Genomic DNA, 22,895 nt, shown 5'->3' with positions numbered 1-22,895 from the left:
TTTCATATTTTATATAATAGCACTAAAAAAGAGTTTGTCAACCCTATTTAAGCGACTTTTGTCAAAAAAATGAAGCGTTTTCTTATTTACTGACACCGTTTGTCTTTTATATCAATTTTATCTATAATATCAACTAGAAAGGAAGTACTATGACATCGCTTACCCTTGTTTACGTCAGTCTCAGTGGCAATACGCACAGTTTTGTCACACGTTTTGCGGCTTATCTCAAAGAGACTCACGATATTGATTCGAGACTCATTAACATTAAAGATCTCAAGCATGACACTTTCCCCGTTGAAGAGGACTTCCTAGCCCTTTTACCGACCTATCTCGAAGGTGGAAACGGCTTAGACAATGGGGATACCGAAATTTTGACCACACCATTACGTCAATTCATCGCAGCACATGACAACTATAAAAACTGTTTTGGCATTATCGGCTCAGGTAATCGTAATTTTAACAATCAATACTGCCTCTCCGCTAAGCAATATGCAGAGCAGTTTGGCTTTCCTATGCTGGCTGATTTTGAGTTACGAGGAACATCGGCTGATATCGAGCGCATCGCTCCCATCGTCTTAGAAGCTTGGGATGCCTTTCAGGCTAGAAAACACGACACTAAAAAGGAGATCTAATGAAAACAACTGTTGACTACATCACTACCCTTACCAACATCCCATCACCAACAGGCTTTACCAAAACCATCATGAACTATCTGGTCTCTGAATTGCAAGGTTTTGGTTACCAACCCCTTCGCACGCATAAAGGCGGTGTCATGGTATCTGTCAAAGGACAAAACGATGATAAACACCGCGTTGTGACCGCACACTTAGATACACTTGGAGCCATGGTCCGTGCCATCAAACCAGATGGACGTCTCAAGATGGACTTGGTCGGTGGCTTTGTTTATAATGCCATTGAAGGCGAAAACTGTACCGTTCATGTGGCTAAAAATGGCAAGGAAATCTGCGGTACCATCCTCATGCACCAAACATCTGTCCATGTCTATAAAGATGCCGGAACAGCTGAGCGTAACCAAACCAACATGGAAGTTCGCCTAGATGAAAAAGTCACTAGTGCCGAGGAGACACGCGCTTTGGGAATTGAAGTCGGGGATTTCATTTCTTTTGATCCTCGTGTTGTCGTGACGCCAAATGGTTTCATCAAATCGCGTCACTTAGATGATAAAGTCAGCGCAGCCATCCTCCTAGAACTCCTAAAAACCTATAAGGAAGAGAGAACTGAGCTCCCACATACCACTCACTTCTACTTCTCAGCCTTTGAAGAAGTCGGACACGGAGCCAATTCCAGCTTACCAAGTCAGACAGTTGAATACTTAGCTGTCGATATGGGGGCCATGGGAGATGACCAAGCGACTGATGAATATACGGTTTCTATCTGTGTTAAAGACGCTTCAGGTCCTTACCACTATGACCTTCGACAACACATGGTAACGCTCTGTGAGGAAAATGATATCCCTTATAAGCTTGACATCTACCCTTATTATGGTTCTGATGCTTCAGCTGCTGTGCGTGCTGGTGCTGAGGTCAAGCACGCCCTACTAGGTGCTGGTATCGAATCCAGTCATTCTTATGAGCGCACCCATACCGACTCAGTTGAGGCAACCGAACGCTTAGTGGATGCTTATCTTAAGAGTCAGATGATTGACTAATGGACCTTTATATCCAAATATAGAAGATGGAGAAATCTATGATAGAACCGATTATCGTCCCAAGTCGAAAACTTGGAAATATTATCTACGCTCTTGGGGCCCTTATTTTTGTCATTTTGGGATTTCTCTTCGTATTGTCACCCAATATTTTGGCAATCCTAATAGGGCTCTTTGCGATTGCCTTCTTTGGATGGGGCTTTATCATCTTTGTCAAAAGAATTTTCAACAATCAGCCTCTTCTAATGGTTGACCAACATGGCATTACAGATCATTCTTCCGCTCTGGCTCTTGGTTTTGTTCCTTGGCAAGACATTGAAAATATCCAACTTCGCCATATGCTCAACCAGACTTTCATTAGTGTCAGTGTTAAAGATCAGGAAGTTTACCTTGCTAAAATGAGCGCCTTACAGCGCAATGCTAGCAAGACCAACCTCAAAATGGGTTACCCACTAATTAACATCAGCCTTAATACAACAGGCAAAAATCCAAGAAAGATCTACCAAGACATCGAAGATAGATTTGGTCATTTTTATGGAAAGTGAGTTCCTATGCCTACATTAATTACTATCCGAGGTAATGCTGCTTCAGGAAAAACCAGTCTTTCCTACTCTCTCCAAGAAATATTAGGGGAGAATACTCTTCTACTATCCCAGGATCTCCTTAGACGCGCCATGCTTCACGCCCATGATGGCCTAGAGACTCCTACCATACCTCTACTCCTTAATTTATTAGATTATGGATTTAAAAACTGCCAAACGACTATTTTAGAAGGGATTCTAAGATCTGATTGGTATGCGCCTGTCTGGCAAAAAAGTCCTGATCTCTATGGATTGGATAATATTCACGCTTACTATTATGATTTACCATTTGAAGAGACACTTAATCGTCATGCCAGTCGTGATAAAGCCAAAGAATTTGGTGAATCGTCCCTAAAAAGATGGTGGCTAGAAAAAGACTATCTTACCGAAATCCCTGAAACCCTTTTGACGGAAACTATATCACTCGAAGAAGCAAGAGATAACATTCTTACAGCAATCAAGTCACCGAAGGCCAAGGGATGCTTATCTGAAAAGCCTCATGATTGATTAGCAGCTTTCAACAGACAGGTACCTATAAAAAAAAGCAGGAACTCACCTTGGCTAGTGAGTTCCTGCTTTTTACTCAATCTCCATTTCCAAACCAAAATGATCACTAACAACGGGAGCTGCGCCTCCATCAAAAGCGACATGGGATGATAAAATACGCAGATCTGGACTAGAAAAGATATGGTCGACCTTAAGCGACAGGGTATTCTCCTCCCAGCCATCAATGGCGTCACTAATCGTATGATGCCCAATAACCGTTTCTGCAGATACGTGACTATCTTGCAAGTTAAGTGGGCTATCTAAAATCATCCGATAGCCAGTCTCGTCTGTCGGATTGTTAAAAGCCCCCATCACAACCAAGGAAGACTTAACCTTCTCCAGTTCTGCCTCTAAGCGGGGCCACTGCGTTTCAAAGCCCTTACCTAATAAGGACATATGAACATTGACAATGGTAAAATTCCTCTCATCAATCGTCGTCTCCGCCCAAAGCGCACGTCTAGTATTAATGTTAGTGTCATCATCTGTATCTGAAATCAAAAGGTCCTTGGCCGCCAAAGGTGTCTTAGACAAGATTGCCACGCCCTCATGATACTTATCGTAGCCAATATGGTTGTAAGCCCAAGACCAATAGTAGGTTTTTCCTCTTGCCTTTAAATACTGAACCAGCTGCAAGGCAAAATGATCTTTTCGTAAATCAGGGGACGATTCAAGGGCAGTATAAGTCGGCGCCGCACTAGCTAAATCACTAGCGATACCTTGGTTGATTTCTTGTAAACAAATGACATCAAATTGTTTCTCTAAAATGTATTCCCCTAAATCAAACAGTTTTTTGAGTGAATTAACCTCCATCCACGAATGGGTATTCAATGTTAAAAATTTAACTGTCATGTCCTTATCTCCTAGCATTTCAACTCATCAAAAACACGAAACCCTCTTTCAGGCTACTTGACTGTCACCGCCAGACCAAAATGATCGCTAATTACAGGGCCTTTTTCACCATCAAAAATAACACGAGATGAGGCTACTTGGAAGTCCTTAGCCACAAAGGTATGATCCACTTTGAAGGCCTGGTCATTGCCTTCCCAGCCGTCAATATCAGCTAAAATGGTATGATCACCTGAAACTTCCTCCGCTATCACATGGCTATCCACCACATCCAGGCTACTGTTGACCACTTCTTGGTAGCCCTCATTCCCAGTTGGGTTGTTAAAGTCTCCCATAAGGATAAGAGGATGACTTTCTACTGCCAAGGCTTCTGCCAAACGTGGCCATTCGACTTCAAAGCCTTTTTCCCACCAAGACAGGTGCAAACTGACTATGGAAAGCGGACGCCCATCAATCTCTGTCCGTGCTAAAAGGGCGCGACGCGTATGATAATCACTAGGATCCGTCGTGTCAGAAGCTAAAAGATCCTTAACCTCAATCGGTGTCTTAGATAAAATAGCAACTCCCTCATGAAAACGCCCATAGCCAATATGATTATAGGCCCAAGACCAATAGTAAGCTCTGCCATGCTCTTTTAGAGCCTCAACCAGACGCAGGGCATAATTGTCTTCATGAATAGGAGGATTTATCGATAAAGGCACGTAAGCAATGGGACTATCGATAACTTGACTGGTCATCAACTGATTAATCTCCTGCAAACAAATCACATCATAATCTGCTGCTAAAATCCCTGTCACCAAGTCTCGAAACTTGGTCTCCATATCCTCTTCCATCCATGAATGGGTGTTTAGGGTTAGTAATTTCATCTTACGATCCTTTCTGTCTTATCTCACTAAACGTCATTTCTAGGAATTCTGACTAGCCTATCAACAATAACACAACCCTTGATCAGTAGCTAATAGCAAGAACTACTCAAATAATGTTGGTCCTTCAGATAACCAAGGATAGCTAGCCACATAGAATAAGTCCGTATCCTAGAAAGGAAAGAATCCGAGCATATCACTCAGATTCTTCTTCTGTATTGCTCTTTACGACTTCTTAAAGCTTAACGTGAGCCACTGGCGTCTTAGCCGCTTGACGTCCTGTTTTTTCAAGTGTCACAGACTCAATCTCAGCAGTATTGGTGAAGGCTACGATGGTAGTCACTTCACGTCCTGCCGAGCGAATCGCGTCAAGATCTGCCACTACCAAAAGATCTCCAGCAGAGACACGTTGGCCGTCAGTCACCTTGGCTGAGAATGGCGCACCATTGAGGGCTACAGTATCTAGTCCGACGTGTATCAAAACTTCCAAGCCGTCATCGGTGAGAAGACCAAAGGCATGTTTGGTTGGGAAGACACTAGTAACCACACCTGAAACTGGTGAGTAGATGTTACCATTTTCAGGTTCAACCGCAAAGCCATCCCCCATCATTTTTTGTGAGAAGACGGGATCAGCCACTTCAGTAATGGCTAGCACTTGTCCATCCGCAACGGTCACGACTTCTTCTGTGAGGCCTTTAAAATGTGTCGCTTTGAGATCTTCTTCTGCGACTTCATCGACTGCTACAGTTGGGATTTCAGCACCAGAATCCAATAAGTCTTGAATGTCTGATTTCAAGATATCAGCTTTGGGACCGTAGACGGCTTGTACACCATTGCCTTTGACAATCAAGCCCATAGCACCGGCTTGTTTCCAAGCATTTTCAGAACCGACTTTTTCGGTATCATTGACACTAACACGTAAACGGGTCATGCAGGCGTCAACATCTGAAATGTTAGCTTTACCACCGAGAAGATTAATGATTTGAACTACTTGTGAATTCGCATCTGCCACTGTACCATTACTTGATGCTTCTGGAGCATCTCCTAACATATCAGCATCATAGTTACCATTGCGACCAGCAGTTGCTAGATTGAATTTCTTAATCATGAAATCTGCCACAAAGTACATAATCACTGCAAAGAGAAGTGATACCCAGACAAAGTTGATGAGGTCCATTCCCAAACCAGCTTTAATCGCCATAGGTGTACGAGTTAAGAGCTCAATATCACCAAATGAGTGAACACGAAGGTTAACAATATCTGCCATAGCAAAAGCAGCCCCTTGAAGGAGGGCATAAACCACGTAAAGTGGCATAGCCGCAAACATAAACATGTACTCAAGCGGTTCTGTCACCCCTGTAAGGAAAACAGCTGCTGCCGCCGATACAAACATGGCTTTGTATTTTGATTTTTTATCAGGGTCAACATTGCGATACATAGCGAGGGTCAATCCCATCAAGATACCTGTTGCACCGATCATTTGACCAACTTTGAAGCGAGCTGGTGTCACGGCATTAAACAAATCATTATAAGCTGCAGTATCACCAGCACCTTTAAGATTAACCAAGTCAGTTACCCATGCCAGCCAGAGAGGATCTTGTCCAAATACTTGACTGCCAGCACTTGAGCCTGTCAAGATGTCATAAGTACCCCCAAGTGAAGTATAGTTCATTGGGATGGTCAACATATGGTGGAGACCAAACGGCAAGAGCAAGCGTTCCAAAGTACCATATAAGAATGGTGCTAGAACTGGAGCTGTGTCTTGTGATGATGCAATCCATTTCCCAAATCCGTTAATCCCTGATTGGATAACTGGCCAAAAGAGCGCCAAGATAATAGCCACAATAGCAGAACGTAAGATAACCACGAAAGGAACGAAGCGTTTCCCATTAAAGAATGTCAAAGCATCTGGGAGCTTGCGGTAGTTGTAGTATTTGTTATAGGCTGTCGCACCGACAAAACCAGCGATAATCCCAACAAATACTCCCATGTTAAGAGCAGGGTATTCCAAGACACTGGTAAAGTAATCCGCAACCACCATTTTAGTGCCCAAGAAACTGGTCAAAGTTGCTTCTGGATCAGCCAACATGTCACTTGAAACACCGTAAATCCCACCAGTGATACGGTTAATCAAGATAAAGGACAGACCAGCCGCAAAAGCACCACCGGCACGTTCCTTAGCCCAGCTACCACCGATAGCCAAGGCAAAAAGCAAGTGGAGGTTCCCGATAACGGCCCAACCAATTTGAGCAACCACATTACCAATGTTAGCTAGCAGAGGCGAATCAGGATTAATCAAAGGAATGGAGTTCCCGATACTAACCATCAAACCAGCGGCTGGCATAACAGCGATAACCACCATTAAACATTTTCCGAATTTTTGCCAAAACTCGAAACTAAAAAACTGTTGCAGTCTTTCTTTCATGCGACTTCTCCTCAGAATCTCAAGACCTAGCGTCTCTTTATTTTTGAGATAACGCAAACGTTTGCGTTATTTATAATAGTATTATAACATGGTTTTTTATTTTGTAAAGCGTTTGCAAGATAAAAAATAAAAAAAGGCCCCAATCGTTAGATTGATTGTCTAACTTTTGGGGTGCGGTTCATAGAATCTGTTCTTTTAGCGCCTATAGGTTGATTCGCGTTCCACGATGCGATGCGGAATCCATAATGATTTTGTGATGCTCTTGGAAGCCTCGCGTTGAAAGAGTAATTTGGCCGCTGTTTCACCAAGATCATATGGAAAGATCTCTACCGAAGTAAGAGCAGGGGATTCTAATTCTGCTAATAGAGAATTGTTAAAACTGATAAAACCCAATGACTGCTCTATTTTTAATTGCTCCAGCAAACGAATCACATAAATAGCTGTCAAATCATCGCAACAGACAAAAGCATCAATGGTTGGAGTACGTTTTAATGCCTCCTCTAAATGGCGGCTATCTGAAGGGGCATTGGTCAATCTGAGGTAATGTGCAGATATGTGATGACTGTCAACAGCTTTCTGAAAACCTCTAAATCGCGATTCTTGGACGATTTCTGACATGTCTGTGCAAATATACAGTGGCTGTCGATACCCTCTTTCCAGTAAAAATTGTGTCACATCTGAACCCGCTTTGACATTATCTGTATCCACAAAAAGTGTTCGTTCATGAGACTTTGTCTCATCATGACCAACAATGATACACATGGCCTCATCATTTTGACGGACAGCCTGATAAACAGTGTCTTCAACTTTGGCGTAAAGAAAAATGAACTTATCCACATGTCCGCTCTTCATCAGAACGCGCACACTGGCTAGCAATTCGTCTTCTGTCTTTCCAGTCGCTAGACTCACCATAAATCCCTCTTGGCTGCAAACACTCGTAATCCCTTGAATAATCTGCATAAAAAAAGGATTATTTCCAAGCTGCTGAGGGCTTTCTCTGGCTGGTAAAACAATCGCCACAGTATTTGACTGACGCTTAACCAAATTTTGTGCTGAAAAATTAGGCGAGTAATTGAGTTCTTCCATGGCCTTGCGAACTCTCGCCTTAGTCGCTGGACTGATCATCTTATTATCATGCAAGGCTCTAGAAGCTGTTGAAGGTGAGACCCCCGCTAATTTCGCCACATCTTTTATGGTAACCATCACAACTCCTTTTAACGCATTCTATTTTCTGAAAATCTCACTAATTTTAGGATAGCGTTTTCATTCTCACTTGTCAACTTTAACGCCGTTTTTCAAAAATCACAAATATGTCTTTCTTCCAAAGAAAATGATTGGTAAAAGAAGGCAGCCAATAAACACACACATCAACATTATCCCGTTTCTTGTTATTGGAATCAGGTGAGTTGGAATCTGCTCACAGTTGCAACTGGGAGAATGAATATCGGCATTGAGAAACTCGATTCTCAAACTATAACGAACAAAGACGAGCTGTCAGTTGCACTTAACCTCAAAAAAAGGGCAATGAATCTTTTTAAGCATGTGATCTCTGTACTGAGGAATTGGTATAAGCACTAAGATCAGCTAAGCGTAAAGATCCAACCCTTACTATTGCCATAGCTCTGTCGCGAAACTAACAGCTGATAAGGCATAAAGTGGAGCTGTCTCGGTCCTCATGATACGAGGACCGAGGCCACATTTAAGCGCTCCTGCAGCTTCTAAAGCCTCAACTTCTTTGGGTGAGATACCTCCTTCAGGTCCAAAGACAAAGAGAATCTTAGCTCCTTTTGCTATACCTTTCAACTCACGCGCCAAGACGGCCATTTCACCTTCTTTAGCAGACTCTTCATAGGCGATGAAAATCTTGTCAAACGTCTCCAATCGCTCTTGAAAAGCTTCCTTGTTCTCAAAGAGTTTAACCTCTGGTACACGGTTTCGTTTGGATTGCTCGGCGGCACCTAGAGCAATTTTAGCTAATTTCTCTTCTTTTTTGGCTAATTTTTTACCGTCCCATTTGACCACGGACCAGTCAGCTGGAAAGGCCCAAACAGCACTTGCTCCTAGCTCTGTCGCTTTTTGCGTGACCAAATCAAGCTTATCCCCTTTTGGGAAACCTGAAGCTATAGTGACATGAACTGGTAATTCCACATCATCAAGCCATTCCTCGACCAACTCAAAAGAATGCTCCAAAGCATCCAAAACCTTGGCTAAACGCTTGATGCCATCGTCAAAGACCAAAACGACTTGGTCATCTTCTCTCAAACGCATGACGTTAAACATATGCTTGATCGTATCTTTGTCGGTAATGGTAACAGAGTTTTCAGGCACTCCTTTTATAAAATACTGCTGCATCTATCCTCCAATCACACCGGAAATATCATCGGTTTTCTTGAAAACACAAGCGTTCCACTCACCTTGAACCATGTGAGTCTCAAGGAAGAAGCCAGCTTTCTCAGCACTTTCGCGAACCATGTCCCACTTGTCGGCGATGATACCTGACATGATCAGATAACCCTCATCCTTGACTAGGTGATAAGCATCATCCGTCAAGTGAATGAGAATATCCGCCAAGATATTAGCAACAATAACATCCGCCTCGATGTCGACACCCTTCAAGAGGTCACCCGCTGCCACATGAATATTCTCCATGTTAGGGTTCATATCAATATTTTCCTGAGCCACACGCACCGCCACATCATCCAAATCGTAGGCGAAAATCTCCTTAGCACCAAGAAGGGAGCTAGCGATAGACAAGACGCCAGAACCTGTCCCCACATCAAGCACCGTCTCGCCACCACGCAGCACCTGCTCCAAAGCGAAGAGACTCATCTTAGTCGTTGGGTGGGTTCCCGTTCCAAATGCCATACCGGGATCTAGTTTGATCACCTTCTCGCCAGCACCCGCCTCATAGTCTGTCCAAGACGGCACAATAGTCAAATCATGAGTGATTCGAGCGGGCTCGTAGTATTTTTTCCAGTTGTCAGCCCAATTTTCCTCGGCCAATTCTTTTGAATCAAGCGAATAATCACCTAGTGTTAGGCCAGATTCAGCCAGTCTGTCAAGGCCTGTTTGAAGGTCTTTCGTTACCTCAGCCAAATCCATAGTGTCGGGATAATAAGCCGTAATCGCAATCATATCAGACTGTTCCACCTCAGGATAAAGCTCACCGAAACGGTCCTCCTGACCAATATAATCAGCCGAGTCGCTAATAGCAACCCCCTGACTCCCCGTTTCAATAAGGAGATTTGATACCGCCTCCTCAGTCTCACGGTGAATAGTAATTGTCAATTCATTCCAAATGTTCATAGGGTTTTCTAAAATCCTCTCAATCATTACTCATTGATTCTTGCGCTAGAGCTACTAAATCTAAAACACCATACCTTTTTGAATACTTTATGGGATAAGTATCATAAACAAAATCTATGAAATCATTCCATGTTAATACCTTAGTTTCCTCTATGACCGAATCAACTATTCTTCTCTCCTCGTCAGATAAGTTAAAAACTAACTCCTCCTTTGGATTTTTAGACTTTACTAAATATTTTCTGGTTCCAAAATTTGAAATAGTAGGCTCGATAATAACGACTTTACTATTATGGTTATTTTTGAAGTTTTCCAATATTCAACAAGAGTCTCTTTGAATTTACTTCGCATTTCTTTTAACATATTCTCAATATCTCGGATATCCATGCCATTCTTTTTCTTCCAAGTTTTCTTTACCTTTTTCAAAGGCTTCTTGGTCCCATTTTAGGGCGAATTCTAGGATGTTGTCGTCTTGGAGGAAGTCCATAAGGTCGCTGAGGCCTTCTGTTGTCACCTCATTCAAGATTTTTGCAAAATAGGCTAAAAACTCACGTGACAAGCCTTTTTTGGGCTCATAAGGAATGGCTACCAGATAATCTTCTGGATCAAACTTGGTTTTAGCTGGGTTATAAAAGAGGACAAAATCTTCAAAAACGATGTCTTCTTTAGATACTTCTGTCGCATCATCAATGACTTCAACCTCTGACTCATTATGCGCTTCTAAAACCACTACCACTTCAACAGCGTGGTTTTTCTTATCCCAGTCAATGGCAAAATCCACATCCAAATGCTTTTCCAACTCTTCCTCTAAAACCGATAAAAATCCAAACTTAGCCATGTCTTTCCTCACTCAAGAAGGATGTTAAAATCACTTCTCGTCTCATTATTTATAGTATAATAATTCTAACATAATTTAATCAAAGGAAAGTACAAAAAATGAACATTCGCTACATGACACTGGACGATGTTAAGGACATCGTTTCTCTTGAAAACAAGGTATGGACAGCAGAAACAACTCCTGCTCCTCTACCGATTTCAGATGCTAATAAAGTCATTGAAAAGTATGAGCAAAACACCAAATACTTAATCGCCGAAGACGGCGATGGTCTTGTTCTAGGTGTTCTAGACTTCCATAATTTTTATCCTTTCGACTCTGGTAAACACATCGTCACCTTTGGCATCGCTGTTGATCCCGATGAACGTCGAGAAGGTGTTGGGAAAGCCTTGATTAACTACTTCTTCAAAGAAGCGCTAGCTGACAACTATCGTAAGGTCATCATCCATGTCCTCAGCACCAATCATCAAGCCGTGCAATTTTATGAGGAACTAGGATTTAGTCAAGAAGCCCGCCTCAAAGAAACCTTCCTCATCAATGGGAACTATGTGGATGACTTAATCTTTACTTACAACTTGGAGAACTTTGATGCCTGATAATTTAGCCCTACGCATGCGACCGCGCAATATCTCAGAAGTGATTGGGCAAGAGCACTTAGTTGGCGAAGGGAAAATCATCCGCCGTATGGTGGAAGCTAATATGCTCTCCTCCATGATTCTCTACGGCCCTCCTGGCATTGGGAAAACCTCTATTGCTAGTGCTATTGCTGGAACAACCCAGTACGCCTTTCGGACCTTTAATGCCACCGTCGATACTAAAAAACGCCTGCAAGAAATCGCTGAAGAAGCCAAGTTTTCTGGCGGTCTCGTCCTACTTCTAGATGAGATTCATCGCCTTGATAAAACCAAGCAAGATTTTCTTCTGCCACTTTTGGAAAATGGTAATATCATCATGATTGGTGCCACAACGGAGAACCCTTTCTTTTCAGTCACCCCCGCTATTCGCTCCCGTGTTCAGATTTTTGGGCTGGAGCCACTGGACAATGATGATATCAAGTCAGCTATCCAAACAGCTATCTCTGACAAGGAGCGTGGCTTCGCTTTCGACGTTCATTTAGACAGCGCAGCCTTGGACTTCATCGCTACAGCGACCAACGGGGATCTACGCTCTGCCTACAATTCCCTAGACCTAGCTGTCATGTCGACACAAGAAGAGACAGATGGTAGCCGACATATCACTCTAGACACGGTCGAGAATAGTCTACAACGCAGCTACATTACTATGGATAAAGACGGAGACGGCCATTATGATGTGCTGTCTGCCCTACAAAAGTCTATCCGAGGCTCTGATGTCAATGCGAGTCTTCACTATGCGGCGCGTCTGGTCGAGGCTGGAGATTTACCCAGTTTGGCCCGACGTTTAACCGTCATCGCCTATGAGGATATTGGTTTGGCCAATCCCGATGCCCAGATACACACCGTAACAGCTCTTGAAGCAGCGCAAAAAATCGGATTCCCCGAAGCTAGGATCTTAATTGCCAATGTGGTCATTGATTTGGCTCTATCACCCAAGTCTAATTCAGCCTACATGGCTATGGACGCTGCTCTAGCTGATCTTCGCACATCTGGGAATTTACCTATCCCAAGACATCTACGAGATGGCCACTACGCTGGTAGCAAAGACCTGGGCAATGCTCAAGATTATAAATACCCTCATGCCTATCCTGAAAAATGGGTCAAACAACAGTATTTGCCAGATAAGCTCAAAAAGGCTAATTATTTCGATGCCAATGAGACTGGAAAATATGAACGTGCTTTGGGTGCTAACAAAGACCGAATTGACAAGCTTTCGCAATGATTTTACGCAACCGTTTCCAAAAAATAACGATTTCCTCTTGAAATTTAAAAATAAAGTGGTATCATAAAAGCATAGAAAGATAGCTGTGGTATACGAATTCACATCTAAGTGTTGACCGACTAATTCTTTGTATTTTAGGGAGACGAAAGATTTTTGGCAGCATGCAAGCCGTTTACACGCGGACGCAGCTGGAGTCAAAAACGAGTCACCCACCTGCTTTATTGCGCGGGTTCAATACAAGCCGTGAATCATCGGTACCAATACAGCTTTTTCTTTTATGCCTCCTTAGCTCAGTTGGTAGAGCAGTGGACTCTTAATCCATGGGTCACAGGTTCGAGCCCTGTAGGGGGCATCTTTTATGCCCGAAAAGCCTTGTTTTATAAGGCTTTTTTTGTTTTTGTTCAAAATTTGTTCAAAGAATAGCAACTTATTTTAACAACCCTCTGATGAGTTCGTGTCCTTTGTCTTTCTTTTCTTTCAAAAGATGGCCATATGTCTCAGTTACTTGTTTAATATCTTTATGCCCCATAACATTAGCTACTACCCAAATATCTACATTATGTGCTAATAAGAAGCTGGCATAAGTATGTCGAATTCCTGTAACTGATAGATTTGTTGGCTGAATGTTATTCTTTATTAAGCTATTCCTTAGATATTTGTTGACTGCATTATTGGTTGGGACGCCATAGAACTTATCATAAAAAACAAAATCATCAGATTTCTTAATATGATATTTTTCATCTACAAGTTTTTGCTCTTGCTTGATTCTCTTCAGTACTTGCATTACTTTGTCATTAACTGGAACGGATCGTACTGATGTTGCTGTCTTTGGTGGTCTCCACTGATAACTTGTAGAATCATATCGTCTATAGGTATGAATAACACTGTTTTTCCAGTCGACACAGTCCCACGTTATACCAAGTAGTTCCCCAAAACGCATACCTGTTTGAAATGACAAATATAAATAATAAGGAATAACAGACTTTTGATAATCAAATTCAGATTCAAAATAAGCTAATATTTTTTTGACATCTGCAATATTATCAATGTGCTTTTCAAAGTCTGCTTTTTCTTTCTTTTTTCCTGAAATAATAGCGCCTTCGGTAAAGTCGGTTATTTCAATTTTATCACGTTGAGCAAATTGAATAACTTTTCTGACTTCTGCATTGAAACGACGTACTGTGTCTTTTGTGACCTTTTCAGCATATTCATTTAATACTCTTTGGTACTGACTAAATTTAATTTGTGTAGCTGGAGTATCACCAAAAAATTGATAAATGTAGTCACCGCGTTTTTTATGTTTATATAAGGTTGCGTCACTTTTAGCAAGCGGTTTGACATTTAATTCAAACCAATCTTCCCAAAGTGAAAACAAACTTGAATAGGAATTCATCTTCGCTCCAGATAAGGCCTTTAATTCGATTCCAAGAGCTTCTAATTCCGCCTCTTTCTTGGTTCTAAAACCACTAGCAGTAGCAATTAATTTCCCTTTTTTATCAAATACCCTATAACTCCACTCTTTTTTCTTACCTCTTTGATTTAATGATATTGACATGATTACCTCTTTCTAAAAGCGATAATCAAGGTTTTTCCAAGATTATCATATCACATTTATTCAGATTTTAACTAAGAATATCCTTGAAATGTTTTTCAAAATAATCTTTAGTTTTACTAGCCAAGAAAAAGTAACGTCCCCCTTGATTGTGTGGGTATTTGACAAACCCTTCTGGGTTTTGATCAATATCAATTTCTTTGCGAATAGCTGACTTATAGAGCACGTTTTCGAGGAGCCAAGGACGAGAAACTGATAACATTTCTAGAACGTCTGAGAGACTTAAATATCTGCCAATACTACATTGGTTGACAAGTTCATCATATTCAGATTGGGATACGATACAGTAGGTATCTGGTAGTTTGATAGATATATCTGAAATATCAACTTTTATTTCTTTCATCATAGCTTTTCCTTCCTCATTATGAGATAATGAGCAGTAGGGGTGAGCTACTGCCTATCTCTAATTACTTATTTGCTACTACTTTCTGCTTTGGTCGGCTTGGGAGTAGTAGTTTTTTTCTTTTTATTGTCAATGGGGTTCATGGAATGATGAAATGCATCTTTTGAGAAGTCATAGTGTAATACTTCGGGGTTCCACTTATCGAATAGATAAGCGAACTGTTCAATCTTTTCTTTACTATACTTGTCAAAATCGTCTGGTGTGAAAGAAATGGTTTTATATACATTTTCATTATCCTCAGAGGTAACTTTAAAGTGATAGACAATTTCAGAGAGTCGTCGCTTCAATTGCTGATAAGAGTCAATTTCTCGTCGTCCCTCAGGAACCATTAAGTTGTAAGCATGCTTTGGGGTATAGATAGAAGCAATATGAATTTCCATCCAAAGTGCGAAGGTGTTAGTATAGCGAGAATGAAGCTGAGTTGGATAGACATCAGTTACTATTAGGAAATCTTTATAAGGCATACCTTTAAATTCGTCCATAAACAGTACAGGTTCAGCATTGTAGAAGTCTAATCCACCTTTTTCATGATCATTCCAAACATAAACTTGATCCCTACCGCAGGTCTCTTTTAGCGTAGTCTGCGTAAAAGATTTACCAGATCCACTCTCTCCCCAGTGCCACACAACTTTAATATCTTTAACATCGGGTGTTTCTTTGATTTTCTTTTGAAAAAAATGTTCTTTAATCATTTTTGAATACTTTCTAAATCCTAAGTTTTGCATCATAACCTCTTCAGGTGTTGCTCCGTTATCCAGTTGTTTTTGAATGTAATCTAAATCACTTCTAAAACCTTGATTACCAGATCTAAGCTCACCGTGGATCTTCATAGGTACTACAATAGTATGTGCCTTTTCTTCATGCTCTCCGCTTTTTTCAAGGTAAGCAATGACTTGTTCTTTACTTCCACGTGTAATTTCGGCATGTATGGTTGGATAGAGCTTTTGAAGCGCAGAGAAGCGAAAGGCTTGCTTATCCTCTAAAATCATGTGACAGTGATGAACCCCATTGTCACCAATTTCATAATTTACAGCACACACAACGTTTTCGTTGCGAGCAATCCAACGCTCCATTAAGAAATCAACAATCTCCTCGTGGCTAAGAGGGGCATGAGTATCTGGAATTTTTTTGCGGAATTCCTTAACTCGCTTCTTTGTCTTTTCTTTGTACTTATCGCTATCAAAGAAATCTGATTTCTTATCGAACAATTTATCAACGTTGTTTAGTACGCAACAGAAACTATTGGCGCGAAAGTCTGATGAAACATTATAATTTGTCATGAATTTTCTCCCTTGTCATTTACATTAATGACATATTTTATTCTTTTAAGACCTTTAAATATAAGAGTTTGTGACAGCTTTGTCACTTGTCATGAAGTTCGGGGTAATACTAGCCCGAACTTAGCCAGCTAAAGCTGGCGAGGCTGTAAGCCAATCCTTCGCCTAAGGGCTACGGGCAACAGCCTCCTCACTTAGTGGGAGTCCTCGACTAAGCAAGTCAGTTATTAATTGCTCTGCCTTATTCATATCTCGTATGGTATATGTTTTGGCTTCAATGACTGGTTGTCCATCAAATTGAACATTGACTTCACCTTGTCCCTTATTACGATTGATATCTTCGTCATCGGGGAAGAGCATCTGTTTAGCTTGAGGACTTAATCTTCCAATGGCAATCTTAGCAGCAAAGTTTTCGCGCCCACCAGCAGGAAATGCGGAAGCATCTATTCTTTGACAAATGCAGATGAGATGGTAGTTAACCTGCCTTGATAGACGTAACAAATTGCCTACTTTTTTTAAAAACGCCTCTTTGTCAGATTTCTTGACAATACTCTCTACGGTACTCTGATACTCTTCAAAAACCAAAAAGAACGGAGGGTACTTTTTGTCAGGATTGGTTCTACGGTTTTCAAATATACTATAAGCTTTGTTGAAACCATCATAGACACTATCCCCCAGAAATACATTCTCATTATCTCGCCATTGCCAATAATCTATACCTTGTTTATAGTCCATTATTACGCAAAAACTAGCTGATAAATGCAAATTTATAACACAAAGAAGATACTTGATGAAGTATGACTTTCCACCATTAGTTGGCGCAGAAATCAGCATATGAGGCCACCGAGTCATATCCCAAGAGATCGGCTGATTACTTCCCTCCTGGCGTAAAATGTTTAGTTTTACTGACATTAGACTTCCCCCTCTTCACTATACAAGGCCTTAGATTGCCCGTGCTCTATTCGATTAAGCACCTCTTTTGAAACCAGATTCATTTTTAACTTCAAAAAAGGCTCTTCTTCTATCATATTAAATAGAACATCAAGATTGTCATCATAGGTACGCACCGTCTGACGAAGTTGCATTTTCCAGTCCTCAAACTCTTTTTGGTCTGGTATTTTTGACAGCCAGAGAAAAAAATCCAATCCCTCTTGTTGGACGCCGTTCGGATAAGAACCTGTATTCAGATATGCGTGGAGTTTACTAGCTTGATGTATCAGTTCGATATGAAAATCTGAGTAACAATTTCGTTCTGCTGATGAATTATCCAATCCCTTTAACCACTTTTGAATTTGGATATTAGCATTTTTGACTGCTTGAGGGAGTAGTTGCTCAGCAGGAAGTGTATAAATCAGTATGATAGTATTAACAAAGACAAGTCCTAGGTATGGAACTGAAAAAATGATAATCAAATAAAGAACAATCTGAAAAATTCCTATCATAACATGTTATCTCCCTTAAAATTCCTGTCATATGTCAGATTGATATACAGACGAAACTCTTCATTAGTCCAGAGTTCAAAGTCGTAGCAAGTAATAACGCCGTACGGATAACTATTGACTGCACGAGAAATTTCATCATATAATTTCTGAGCATGTTGACATTGAGTCGTTGTCACAAAGGAGTTTTCCCGCTCTTTTACTAACAAGGAGCCCTTTTTAATAGCATATTTTGGGACTAATGCTTGTAAAGTCAGAATATCTTCACTTTCATAAGAAACATATTCAAATTTTTTCGTAAGATTCATCCGATCCTCCAGGCTTAAGTTAACTAAATGATCATGCCCGAGTACTCCCAAAATCTTTTCGCACTCCTTAACGAGCCTTTTGTTTTTAATAGTAGGTACAAGTTTTAGTAAATCTTCGAATTTAGTTTTCATATAAAAATTCCCCTTAAAATATTTTTTTTTATTGTGTAAAACGAATAAAAAATAGAGATCCGGTGCTCTAGCCCTTTTCAAAATCATGGTTACCCCTCTATCGTTGCACTTTCTGCCTTGATAGACAAAGCGGCCCTACCGTTGTATAGATACGGCGAGAATGTTACCTCTTCTAGTCTGAGAGTGACTTTTTCATCCAGGTACGTGCTGAACTCCGAAACCGAGGTGTTAGCGATCTTAATCGTTCTAGTGATATGTTTACCATTGGCGTTTCGAAAGCCAACATCCAACTTGATGTTACCCGTCGCTTGCTTTGTTTCAAAATCAATTTCCGGGCTTACGCCTAGGATCGAAACCGCGATCAATACTTCATTACAATACATTGTTGTTTTCCTCTAGCCACTAACGTTTAAATTGCTCAATGGGACTTGTTAAGCAATCGAGTAATATTACAGTTGCAAACAATAATCAAAATATATATTTTCTAACCCTTCTGGGTAAATAATTTTGTGTGATAGCTATCTCACAATGCTATGTTCTCATATTTGATAATAAGAAAAAAGATAAAAATAATAGGCTTCTAAAAGCTTGATTTTATAGGGTTTTTGGACTATATGTAAAAACTCCCTAAATTTTTGGAATTTTTGTATAATTTGTATAATAAGATAGAAAGAGGACAATATGATGAAATCAAAGGATAAAATTAGAGAAGAAATGTTATTGCTTGCAACGGTAACTTTAAATTTTGTGACAGAATTACCAGAGTATAAACAATTTTTAAAGACCTTAGAGGAAGGGGACTTTAAATTTGAAAAAGGTAAAAGAGAATGTTTCATTGCTAATAAAGCTTTATTAACCGAAGCAACAGTTCAAAAAGTTTTGTATGGTAGCTCTAAAATTACGGATAACACTTTTAAAGCAATTATGAAAGTTAAAGAATTTAGAGAGCTTTCAGAAAAAATTTATGAAGGTATTCAAAACAATGATAAAGAAATTATGAATAAGGTTACGAATATTATTGAGCATCGAATTGAAAACAAAGAATTTCCTAAGATATTAGAGAAGATGAAGAAATCAGAGAATCGTCATTATGCTCTACCTATGTTGTTACAAAATGAGCAACTATTAACGAAGGTACTTGACTATCTCCCTCTAACCGAAAAGATTTTTGAATCGGAAGATACTATTGCTATATTTTCTCAAGTAGCTGAGCGTTTACCTTTGTTCCGAATTGTTCAGGATTGGGAGGATTGGGATAATGTAGAAAATTTCATTAGGTCAGTTCAAGAGCGAAATGGCTTTGACAACTACTTAGATTAGAGCGTACAAAAAAACCAAGTCACGTTAAACTTGGCTCAATCTATCTGCTTTATAATATCTCTGAGGGCTTTAATGGTAGGCTCTCTTTTTTCTAGTGGAATATTTTCAATATCATTGATAAGTTGATTAAACTCATTTTCTCGGTTTTGAGTTTCGACATTGAAAAAGGTGTTAGCATCAACTTCTAATGCCTTCATGATTTTATCTATCGTATCTATTTTAACGTTTAATTGCTTGGTTTCTAAACGGTAAATGTAGTTAAAACCAAGATCGGCTTTTTCGGCTAGATACTCTTGTGTTAGTCCTTTTTCCAGTCTTAAATGTCTGATTTGTTTGGCTACAAACTCTTTTAAACTATTGTTATTAGTCATGGCAATACCTCACTACTATCATATAAGGATATTCTGTGAGAGTTACCACCCGTAAAAGACTGATTTTATTGGAAAAATAATACACAAAAGGCTGTAAATTGTGGTAAAATACAAATGAAACAGTCTTTTAAGACAGTTAATCAAAAAAAGGAGAGACATTATTATGTTAAAGAATGAAGTTAAGGGTCATGGTACTATTAAGAAGTTGCGTACGGGTGCGGTTGTATCGGTATTGGCTTTAGGTGTAGCGGGAGTTAGTGGTGTTGTTAGCGCTGATGAGGTTGGCGCTAGTGAGGTTACTTCGGTAGCTGAGGCTCCTTCTACTGATGGGGTATCTGAGCCTGTAGTTGAGACGGTGACGGATGAGCAGGTTGCTACAGCTAAGGTTGTGGCTACTGAGGCTAATCAGGCGGTAACGGCTCAAGAGGGGGTTGTTGCAAGTGCTGAGCAGGCTGTAACTGCTAATGATGCTAGTATTACTGATTTGAATAATCAGATTCAGGAAGTTAGTGCGGTTACTCCTGAGGTAGTTGACCAAGCTCAGGCTGAGGCTGATACTGCTGAACAGAACTTGGCAACTGCTAATGAGGCTGTTACTAGTGCTGAGGCTAGTTTGGCTGATGCTAGTAATAAAGTAGAAACTCAGGAAGGGGTAGTTGCTAGTGCTCAGGCTGAGGCTGATAAGACGGCTAGTGCGGTTGCTGATGCCCAATCTAAGGTTGAGGGTCTTTCGACTACTGCTGATACCGCTGAGTTAGAGCAGAGTGTTAGCGATTTAAGTGCTAAAGTTGAGACTGATACTACTAATGTAGAGAATGCTAAGAGTGCTTTAGAGGCAGCTAAGTTGGCTGAGACTAATAGACCTCAGGCTATTGAAGACCAGAAGGCTGTCGTTGCTAGTGCCGAGGGTAATGTCGACAGTACGGCTAAGGCTTATTCTGACGCTATTGTTGCTCAGCAGGGTACTCAGTCTGTTGAGGATTCTGCTAAGTCAGCCCTTGATAGTGCTAAGGAGGGTACTCTTGTAACTGAGACTGTTAAGGTTGGTGAGACGACTACTGTTAAGGGTGGTTCGACTACTTTGAATAGCGGTGTTGCTTACTCTAACTTCTTAAGGGTTAATGGTATTGTTACTAATACTGAGTACGTTAATGCTATTAAGGCTCTTGCTGATGGCAGTGGCTCTGTTCAGGCTGTTAGCGATGCTATCGCTTCGGGGTATGTCGGCAACCGCTTGGATACACTTGGTGGTTTTGGGGTGCCTATTTCTGAATGGTCTGATTTGTTAGGGATGTCTTTCTCTAATACTGATGAGGTTACTGAGTATGCGGTTCATGACTTGAGTGAACCTGTATTAGAAGATTTAGCTTCTTTCTATGTTGCTCTTGTCAATCAGATGCGTACTAAGGTTGGTACTGCGCCTATGGTGGTGACGTCTGATATTGTTGCTAAGGCTAAGCAGAACGTTACGGATATGTTCAACACCATTCAACCTCGTTTCCAGAACACTAATGATGCGGGAATCGAACCTTTATTCAATAGTTTCTTAGAAGGTGATTTTGCAGTACCTGTTTCGGAGGCTGTTAAGTCTACTGTAGATTCTGAGACTCTTGTTGGGATGGACCCTTATGCTTACGATAGTCGTTATGTGACTATGGGGGATCTTAAGCGTGTTGTTATGACTACCTTGTATCAGCAGTTGTACTTACCTATGCATGGTGAGGGCTTCGGTGGTCTTAATGGTGAGCGGGCTACTGATTTTGAGGTAGCTATGCTTGTGCTTGGTCTTAAGGGTCAGGCTAGCTCTGCAGCGCTTGATTTAGACTTATTCACTTTGAGGAATGGGATTCTTTCAGAAGATGCTACCGTTGTCTACACTTACGGTGACGCTAGTGGTGAGGTACTTGATAACCCTTATGAGACTCGTACGGGTGGTACTACCACTGTTGAGCCTATCTATGAGACAGTTACTCGTAGGGTAGTTGATGAGGTTGCGGTTGCTAATGCTCAGACTGAGTATGGTGAGGCAGTTAAAGCTAATCAGCTTGCTAAGGACAGTTTGGCTATTGCTGAGGCTAACTATACTTCAGCTCAGGAAGCTTTTGTTTCAGCTCAGAAACAATTGTCTGACTTACAGTCTGGTACATCTGATATTCCAGCTCTTGAGCAGGCGGTAAAAGACGCTGAAACGCAACTTGAGATTGATCAGGCATCACTTCAGACTGCTAAGGAAACTCTTGCTCTTGCTAAGGCTAGCGCGGTAGATAAGGCTAAGGCTTTGGAAGATACTAAGGTTGAGCTTGCTGAGGCTATTAAGGCTAACGAATCCTCTCAGGGGGTATTAACTAAGGAAAATGAGACCTTAGAAGTTCTTCGTAAGGCGGTAGAGGTTGCTGAGCTTGCTTTAGCTGAGGCTGAGGGTGAGCAGGCAGTTGCTCAGGCTACTTTTGATACGGCTAGTGCTAAGGCTAGTGACCTTGCTACTAAACTTGCTAATAAGGATAGTATCTTGGCTGAGTTGAATAGTCAGCTTGCTGAAGCCACTTCTAAGTCTGAGACACTTCGTGCAGAACTTGAGACTGCTAAGGAGCTTCTTGAAACCTTGAAAGCTGACGCCAATGCTAAGAATGTTGAGTATCTCCGTTTGTTAGGCTTGAAGGCTGAACAAGATAAGGCTGAGGCGGAGGTCGGAACTAATCAAGTCGCTAATATTAAAAACGTTTCTTCTCAAACTAACCAATCCGTACACAACAAGGCTATTACAGCGAAAATAACCCAAAATATTGTTAGTCGCCATCAGGCAGGTAAAACAAGCTATCAAGCTAGTCTACCAGAGACAGGAGATGAGAGTTCACTGTTTACAATTATGGGAGTTAGTTTATTATTAGGACTTGGTTTTGTTGGTAAGCGAAGAAAGGTATAATTTATGAAAAAAGGGTTCCTTTGGCTACTTAGCGTACTAGCTGGTGTTATTGTTATACTTAGTGTAATGATAGCTGGCTATTATATTCTAAAGAGTGGTGCTGAACCAGTAGCGACCACAATAGAAAATCACTCATCTACAAAATCAAGTGAAACCAGCTCTACAACAACTACCTCCACTGCTACGGA

The 22,895-nt window shown here is 40.9% G+C and carries 25 protein-coding genes, 1 tRNA gene and 1 other RNA gene; 11 read left to right on the top strand and 16 right to left on the bottom strand.

Annotated features, from left to right (window positions below; genetic code table 11):
- The first annotated feature begins 149 nt into the window (after positions 1–149).
- Genes nrdI through G574_RS0101380 form a run of 4 tightly spaced genes read left to right on the top strand, consistent with a single transcriptional unit; the run spans position 150 to position 2,754 of the window.
- A complete protein-coding gene (gene nrdI / locus G574_RS0101395) occupies positions 150–632 on the top strand; it encodes a class Ib ribonucleoside-diphosphate reductase assembly flavoprotein NrdI (RefSeq protein ID WP_017769598.1) in 483 nt (160 codons plus the stop codon).
- Positions 632–1,669, top strand: coding sequence for a M42 family metallopeptidase (locus tag G574_RS0101390; protein WP_029690625.1), 1,038 nt, complete (start codon positions 632–634; stop codon positions 1,667–1,669). Before nrdI ends, G574_RS0101390 begins: the two co-directional genes overlap by 1 nt.
- Before the next feature lie 38 nt (positions 1,670–1,707).
- Positions 1,708–2,211, top strand: a complete 504-nt coding sequence (locus G574_RS0101385) for an STM3941 family protein (RefSeq protein ID WP_029690624.1) — start codon at positions 1,708–1,710, stop codon at positions 2,209–2,211.
- Positions 2,212–2,217: 6 nt separating this feature from the next.
- Positions 2,218–2,754 (top strand): P-loop NTPase family protein, encoded by a 537-nt coding sequence (locus G574_RS0101380; protein ID WP_029690623.1) that lies wholly within the window; start codon positions 2,218–2,220, stop codon positions 2,752–2,754.
- Between the two features lie 72 nt (positions 2,755–2,826).
- Here G574_RS0101380 and G574_RS0101375 read toward each other — a convergent pair whose 3' ends face one another.
- From G574_RS0101375 to G574_RS0101340, 8 genes are all read right to left on the bottom strand, one after another.
- Positions 2,827–3,642, bottom strand: coding sequence for an endonuclease/exonuclease/phosphatase family protein (locus tag G574_RS0101375; RefSeq protein WP_084677559.1), 816 nt, complete (start codon positions 3,640–3,642; stop codon positions 2,827–2,829).
- 53 nt (positions 3,643–3,695) lie between these two features.
- Positions 3,696–4,505 carry an endonuclease/exonuclease/phosphatase family protein gene (locus G574_RS0101370; RefSeq protein ID WP_029690621.1) on the bottom strand — a complete coding sequence of 270 codons (810 nt, stop codon included), beginning with the start codon at positions 4,503–4,505 and terminating at the stop codon, positions 3,696–3,698.
- 232 nt (positions 4,506–4,737) lie between these two features.
- A complete protein-coding gene (locus G574_RS0101365; protein WP_029690620.1) occupies positions 4,738–6,927 on the bottom strand; it encodes a PTS transporter subunit IIBC in 2,190 nt (729 codons plus the stop codon).
- A gap of 195 nt (positions 6,928–7,122) precedes the next feature.
- Complete coding sequence (locus tag G574_RS0101360; protein WP_029690619.1) at positions 7,123–8,130, bottom strand: LacI family DNA-binding transcriptional regulator; 1,008 nt, start codon at positions 8,128–8,130, stop codon at positions 7,123–7,125.
- 405 nt (positions 8,131–8,535) lie between these two features.
- Positions 8,536–9,279 (bottom strand): 16S rRNA (uracil(1498)-N(3))-methyltransferase, encoded by a 744-nt coding sequence (locus G574_RS0101355; RefSeq protein ID WP_029690618.1) that lies wholly within the window; start codon positions 9,277–9,279, stop codon positions 8,536–8,538.
- Positions 9,280–10,233 (bottom strand): 50S ribosomal protein L11 methyltransferase, encoded by a 954-nt coding sequence (gene prmA / locus G574_RS0101350; RefSeq protein WP_029690617.1) that lies wholly within the window; start codon positions 10,231–10,233, stop codon positions 9,280–9,282.
- A gap of 19 nt (positions 10,234–10,252) precedes the next feature.
- Entirely contained in the window at positions 10,253–10,546 is a 294-nt protein-coding gene (locus G574_RS10670) for a Panacea domain-containing protein (protein ID WP_051130515.1), read from the bottom strand.
- Positions 10,547–10,597: 51 nt separating this feature from the next.
- On the bottom strand, positions 10,598–11,068 hold the full coding sequence (locus tag G574_RS0101340; RefSeq protein WP_029690615.1) for a DUF3013 family protein: 471 nt from the start codon (positions 11,066–11,068) through the stop codon (positions 10,598–10,600).
- 98 nt (positions 11,069–11,166) lie between these two features.
- On the opposite strand from G574_RS0101340, the gene G574_RS0101335 reads away from it, so the two are divergent.
- From G574_RS0101335 to G574_RS0101325, 4 genes are all read left to right on the top strand, one after another.
- Entirely contained in the window at positions 11,167–11,661 is a 495-nt protein-coding gene (locus tag G574_RS0101335) for a GNAT family N-acetyltransferase (RefSeq protein ID WP_029690614.1), read from the top strand.
- Positions 11,654–12,922, top strand: coding sequence for a replication-associated recombination protein A (locus G574_RS0101330; RefSeq protein WP_029690613.1), 1,269 nt, complete (start codon positions 11,654–11,656; stop codon positions 12,920–12,922). Before G574_RS0101335 ends, G574_RS0101330 begins: the two co-directional genes overlap by 8 nt.
- Before the next feature lie 77 nt (positions 12,923–12,999).
- Positions 13,000–13,195, top strand: a non-coding RNA gene (gene ssrS, locus G574_RS11200) — 6S RNA.
- Between the two features lie 6 nt (positions 13,196–13,201).
- Positions 13,202–13,274: transfer RNA gene (locus G574_RS0101325), tRNA-Lys, on the top strand.
- Positions 13,275–13,349: 75 nt separating this feature from the next.
- Here G574_RS0101325 and G574_RS0101320 read toward each other — a convergent pair.
- From G574_RS0101320 to G574_RS0101290, 7 genes are all read right to left on the bottom strand, one after another.
- On the bottom strand, positions 13,350–14,477 hold the full coding sequence (locus G574_RS0101320) for a tyrosine-type recombinase/integrase (protein ID WP_029690612.1): 1,128 nt from the start codon (positions 14,475–14,477) through the stop codon (positions 13,350–13,352).
- Positions 14,478–14,544: 67 nt separating this feature from the next.
- Positions 14,545–14,877 carry a DUF771 domain-containing protein gene (locus tag G574_RS0101315; RefSeq protein ID WP_029690611.1) on the bottom strand — a complete coding sequence of 111 codons (333 nt, stop codon included), beginning with the start codon at positions 14,875–14,877 and terminating at the stop codon, positions 14,545–14,547.
- A gap of 68 nt (positions 14,878–14,945) precedes the next feature.
- Positions 14,946–16,217, bottom strand: a complete 1,272-nt coding sequence (locus G574_RS0101310; RefSeq protein ID WP_029690610.1) for a hypothetical protein — start codon at positions 16,215–16,217, stop codon at positions 14,946–14,948.
- 162 nt (positions 16,218–16,379) lie between these two features.
- The gene (locus G574_RS0101305) at positions 16,380–17,126 is read right to left on the bottom strand and encodes a hypothetical protein (protein ID WP_029690609.1); all 747 of its coding nucleotides are present in this window, start codon (positions 17,124–17,126) and stop codon (positions 16,380–16,382) included.
- A complete protein-coding gene (locus G574_RS0101300; RefSeq protein ID WP_029690608.1) occupies positions 17,126–17,656 on the bottom strand; it encodes a hypothetical protein in 531 nt (176 codons plus the stop codon). Before G574_RS0101300 ends, G574_RS0101305 begins: the two co-directional genes overlap by 1 nt.
- A complete protein-coding gene (locus tag G574_RS0101295; protein WP_029690607.1) occupies positions 17,653–18,093 on the bottom strand; it encodes a hypothetical protein in 441 nt (146 codons plus the stop codon). Before G574_RS0101295 ends, G574_RS0101300 begins: the two co-directional genes overlap by 4 nt.
- Before the next feature lie 89 nt (positions 18,094–18,182).
- Positions 18,183–18,476, bottom strand: coding sequence for a hypothetical protein (locus G574_RS0101290; RefSeq protein ID WP_029690606.1), 294 nt, complete (start codon positions 18,474–18,476; stop codon positions 18,183–18,185).
- A 298-nt stretch (positions 18,477–18,774) separates the two neighbouring features.
- Here G574_RS0101290 and G574_RS0101285 point away from each other — a divergent pair, with 298 nt between their 5' ends.
- Positions 18,775–19,413 carry an epsilon-antitoxin gene (locus tag G574_RS0101285; RefSeq protein ID WP_245540384.1) on the top strand — a complete coding sequence of 213 codons (639 nt, stop codon included), beginning with the start codon at positions 18,775–18,777 and terminating at the stop codon, positions 19,411–19,413.
- 35 nt (positions 19,414–19,448) lie between these two features.
- Here the strand turns inward: G574_RS0101285 and G574_RS0101280 are convergent, their stop codons facing one another.
- Positions 19,449–19,784, bottom strand: a complete 336-nt coding sequence (locus G574_RS0101280) for a helix-turn-helix domain-containing protein (RefSeq protein WP_029690604.1) — start codon at positions 19,782–19,784, stop codon at positions 19,449–19,451.
- A 163-nt stretch (positions 19,785–19,947) separates the two neighbouring features.
- On the opposite strand from G574_RS0101280, the gene G574_RS0101275 reads away from it, so the two are divergent.
- Positions 19,948–22,707 carry an LPXTG cell wall anchor domain-containing protein gene (locus G574_RS0101275; protein ID WP_029690603.1) on the top strand — a complete coding sequence of 920 codons (2,760 nt, stop codon included), beginning with the start codon at positions 19,948–19,950 and terminating at the stop codon, positions 22,705–22,707.
- Between the two features lie 3 nt (positions 22,708–22,710).
- Positions 22,711–22,895, top strand: a 185-nt coding sequence (locus G574_RS11680) for a hypothetical protein (protein ID WP_037590550.1), incomplete at its 3' end; no start/stop codon positions are given.

Source organism: Streptococcus hyovaginalis DSM 12219 (assembly GCF_000420785.1).
GTDB lineage: Bacteria > Bacillota > Bacilli > Lactobacillales > Streptococcaceae > Streptococcus > Streptococcus hyovaginalis.
Note: the sequence above shows the minus strand (reverse complement) of the source record. Positions and strands in the feature narration are given on the sequence as shown.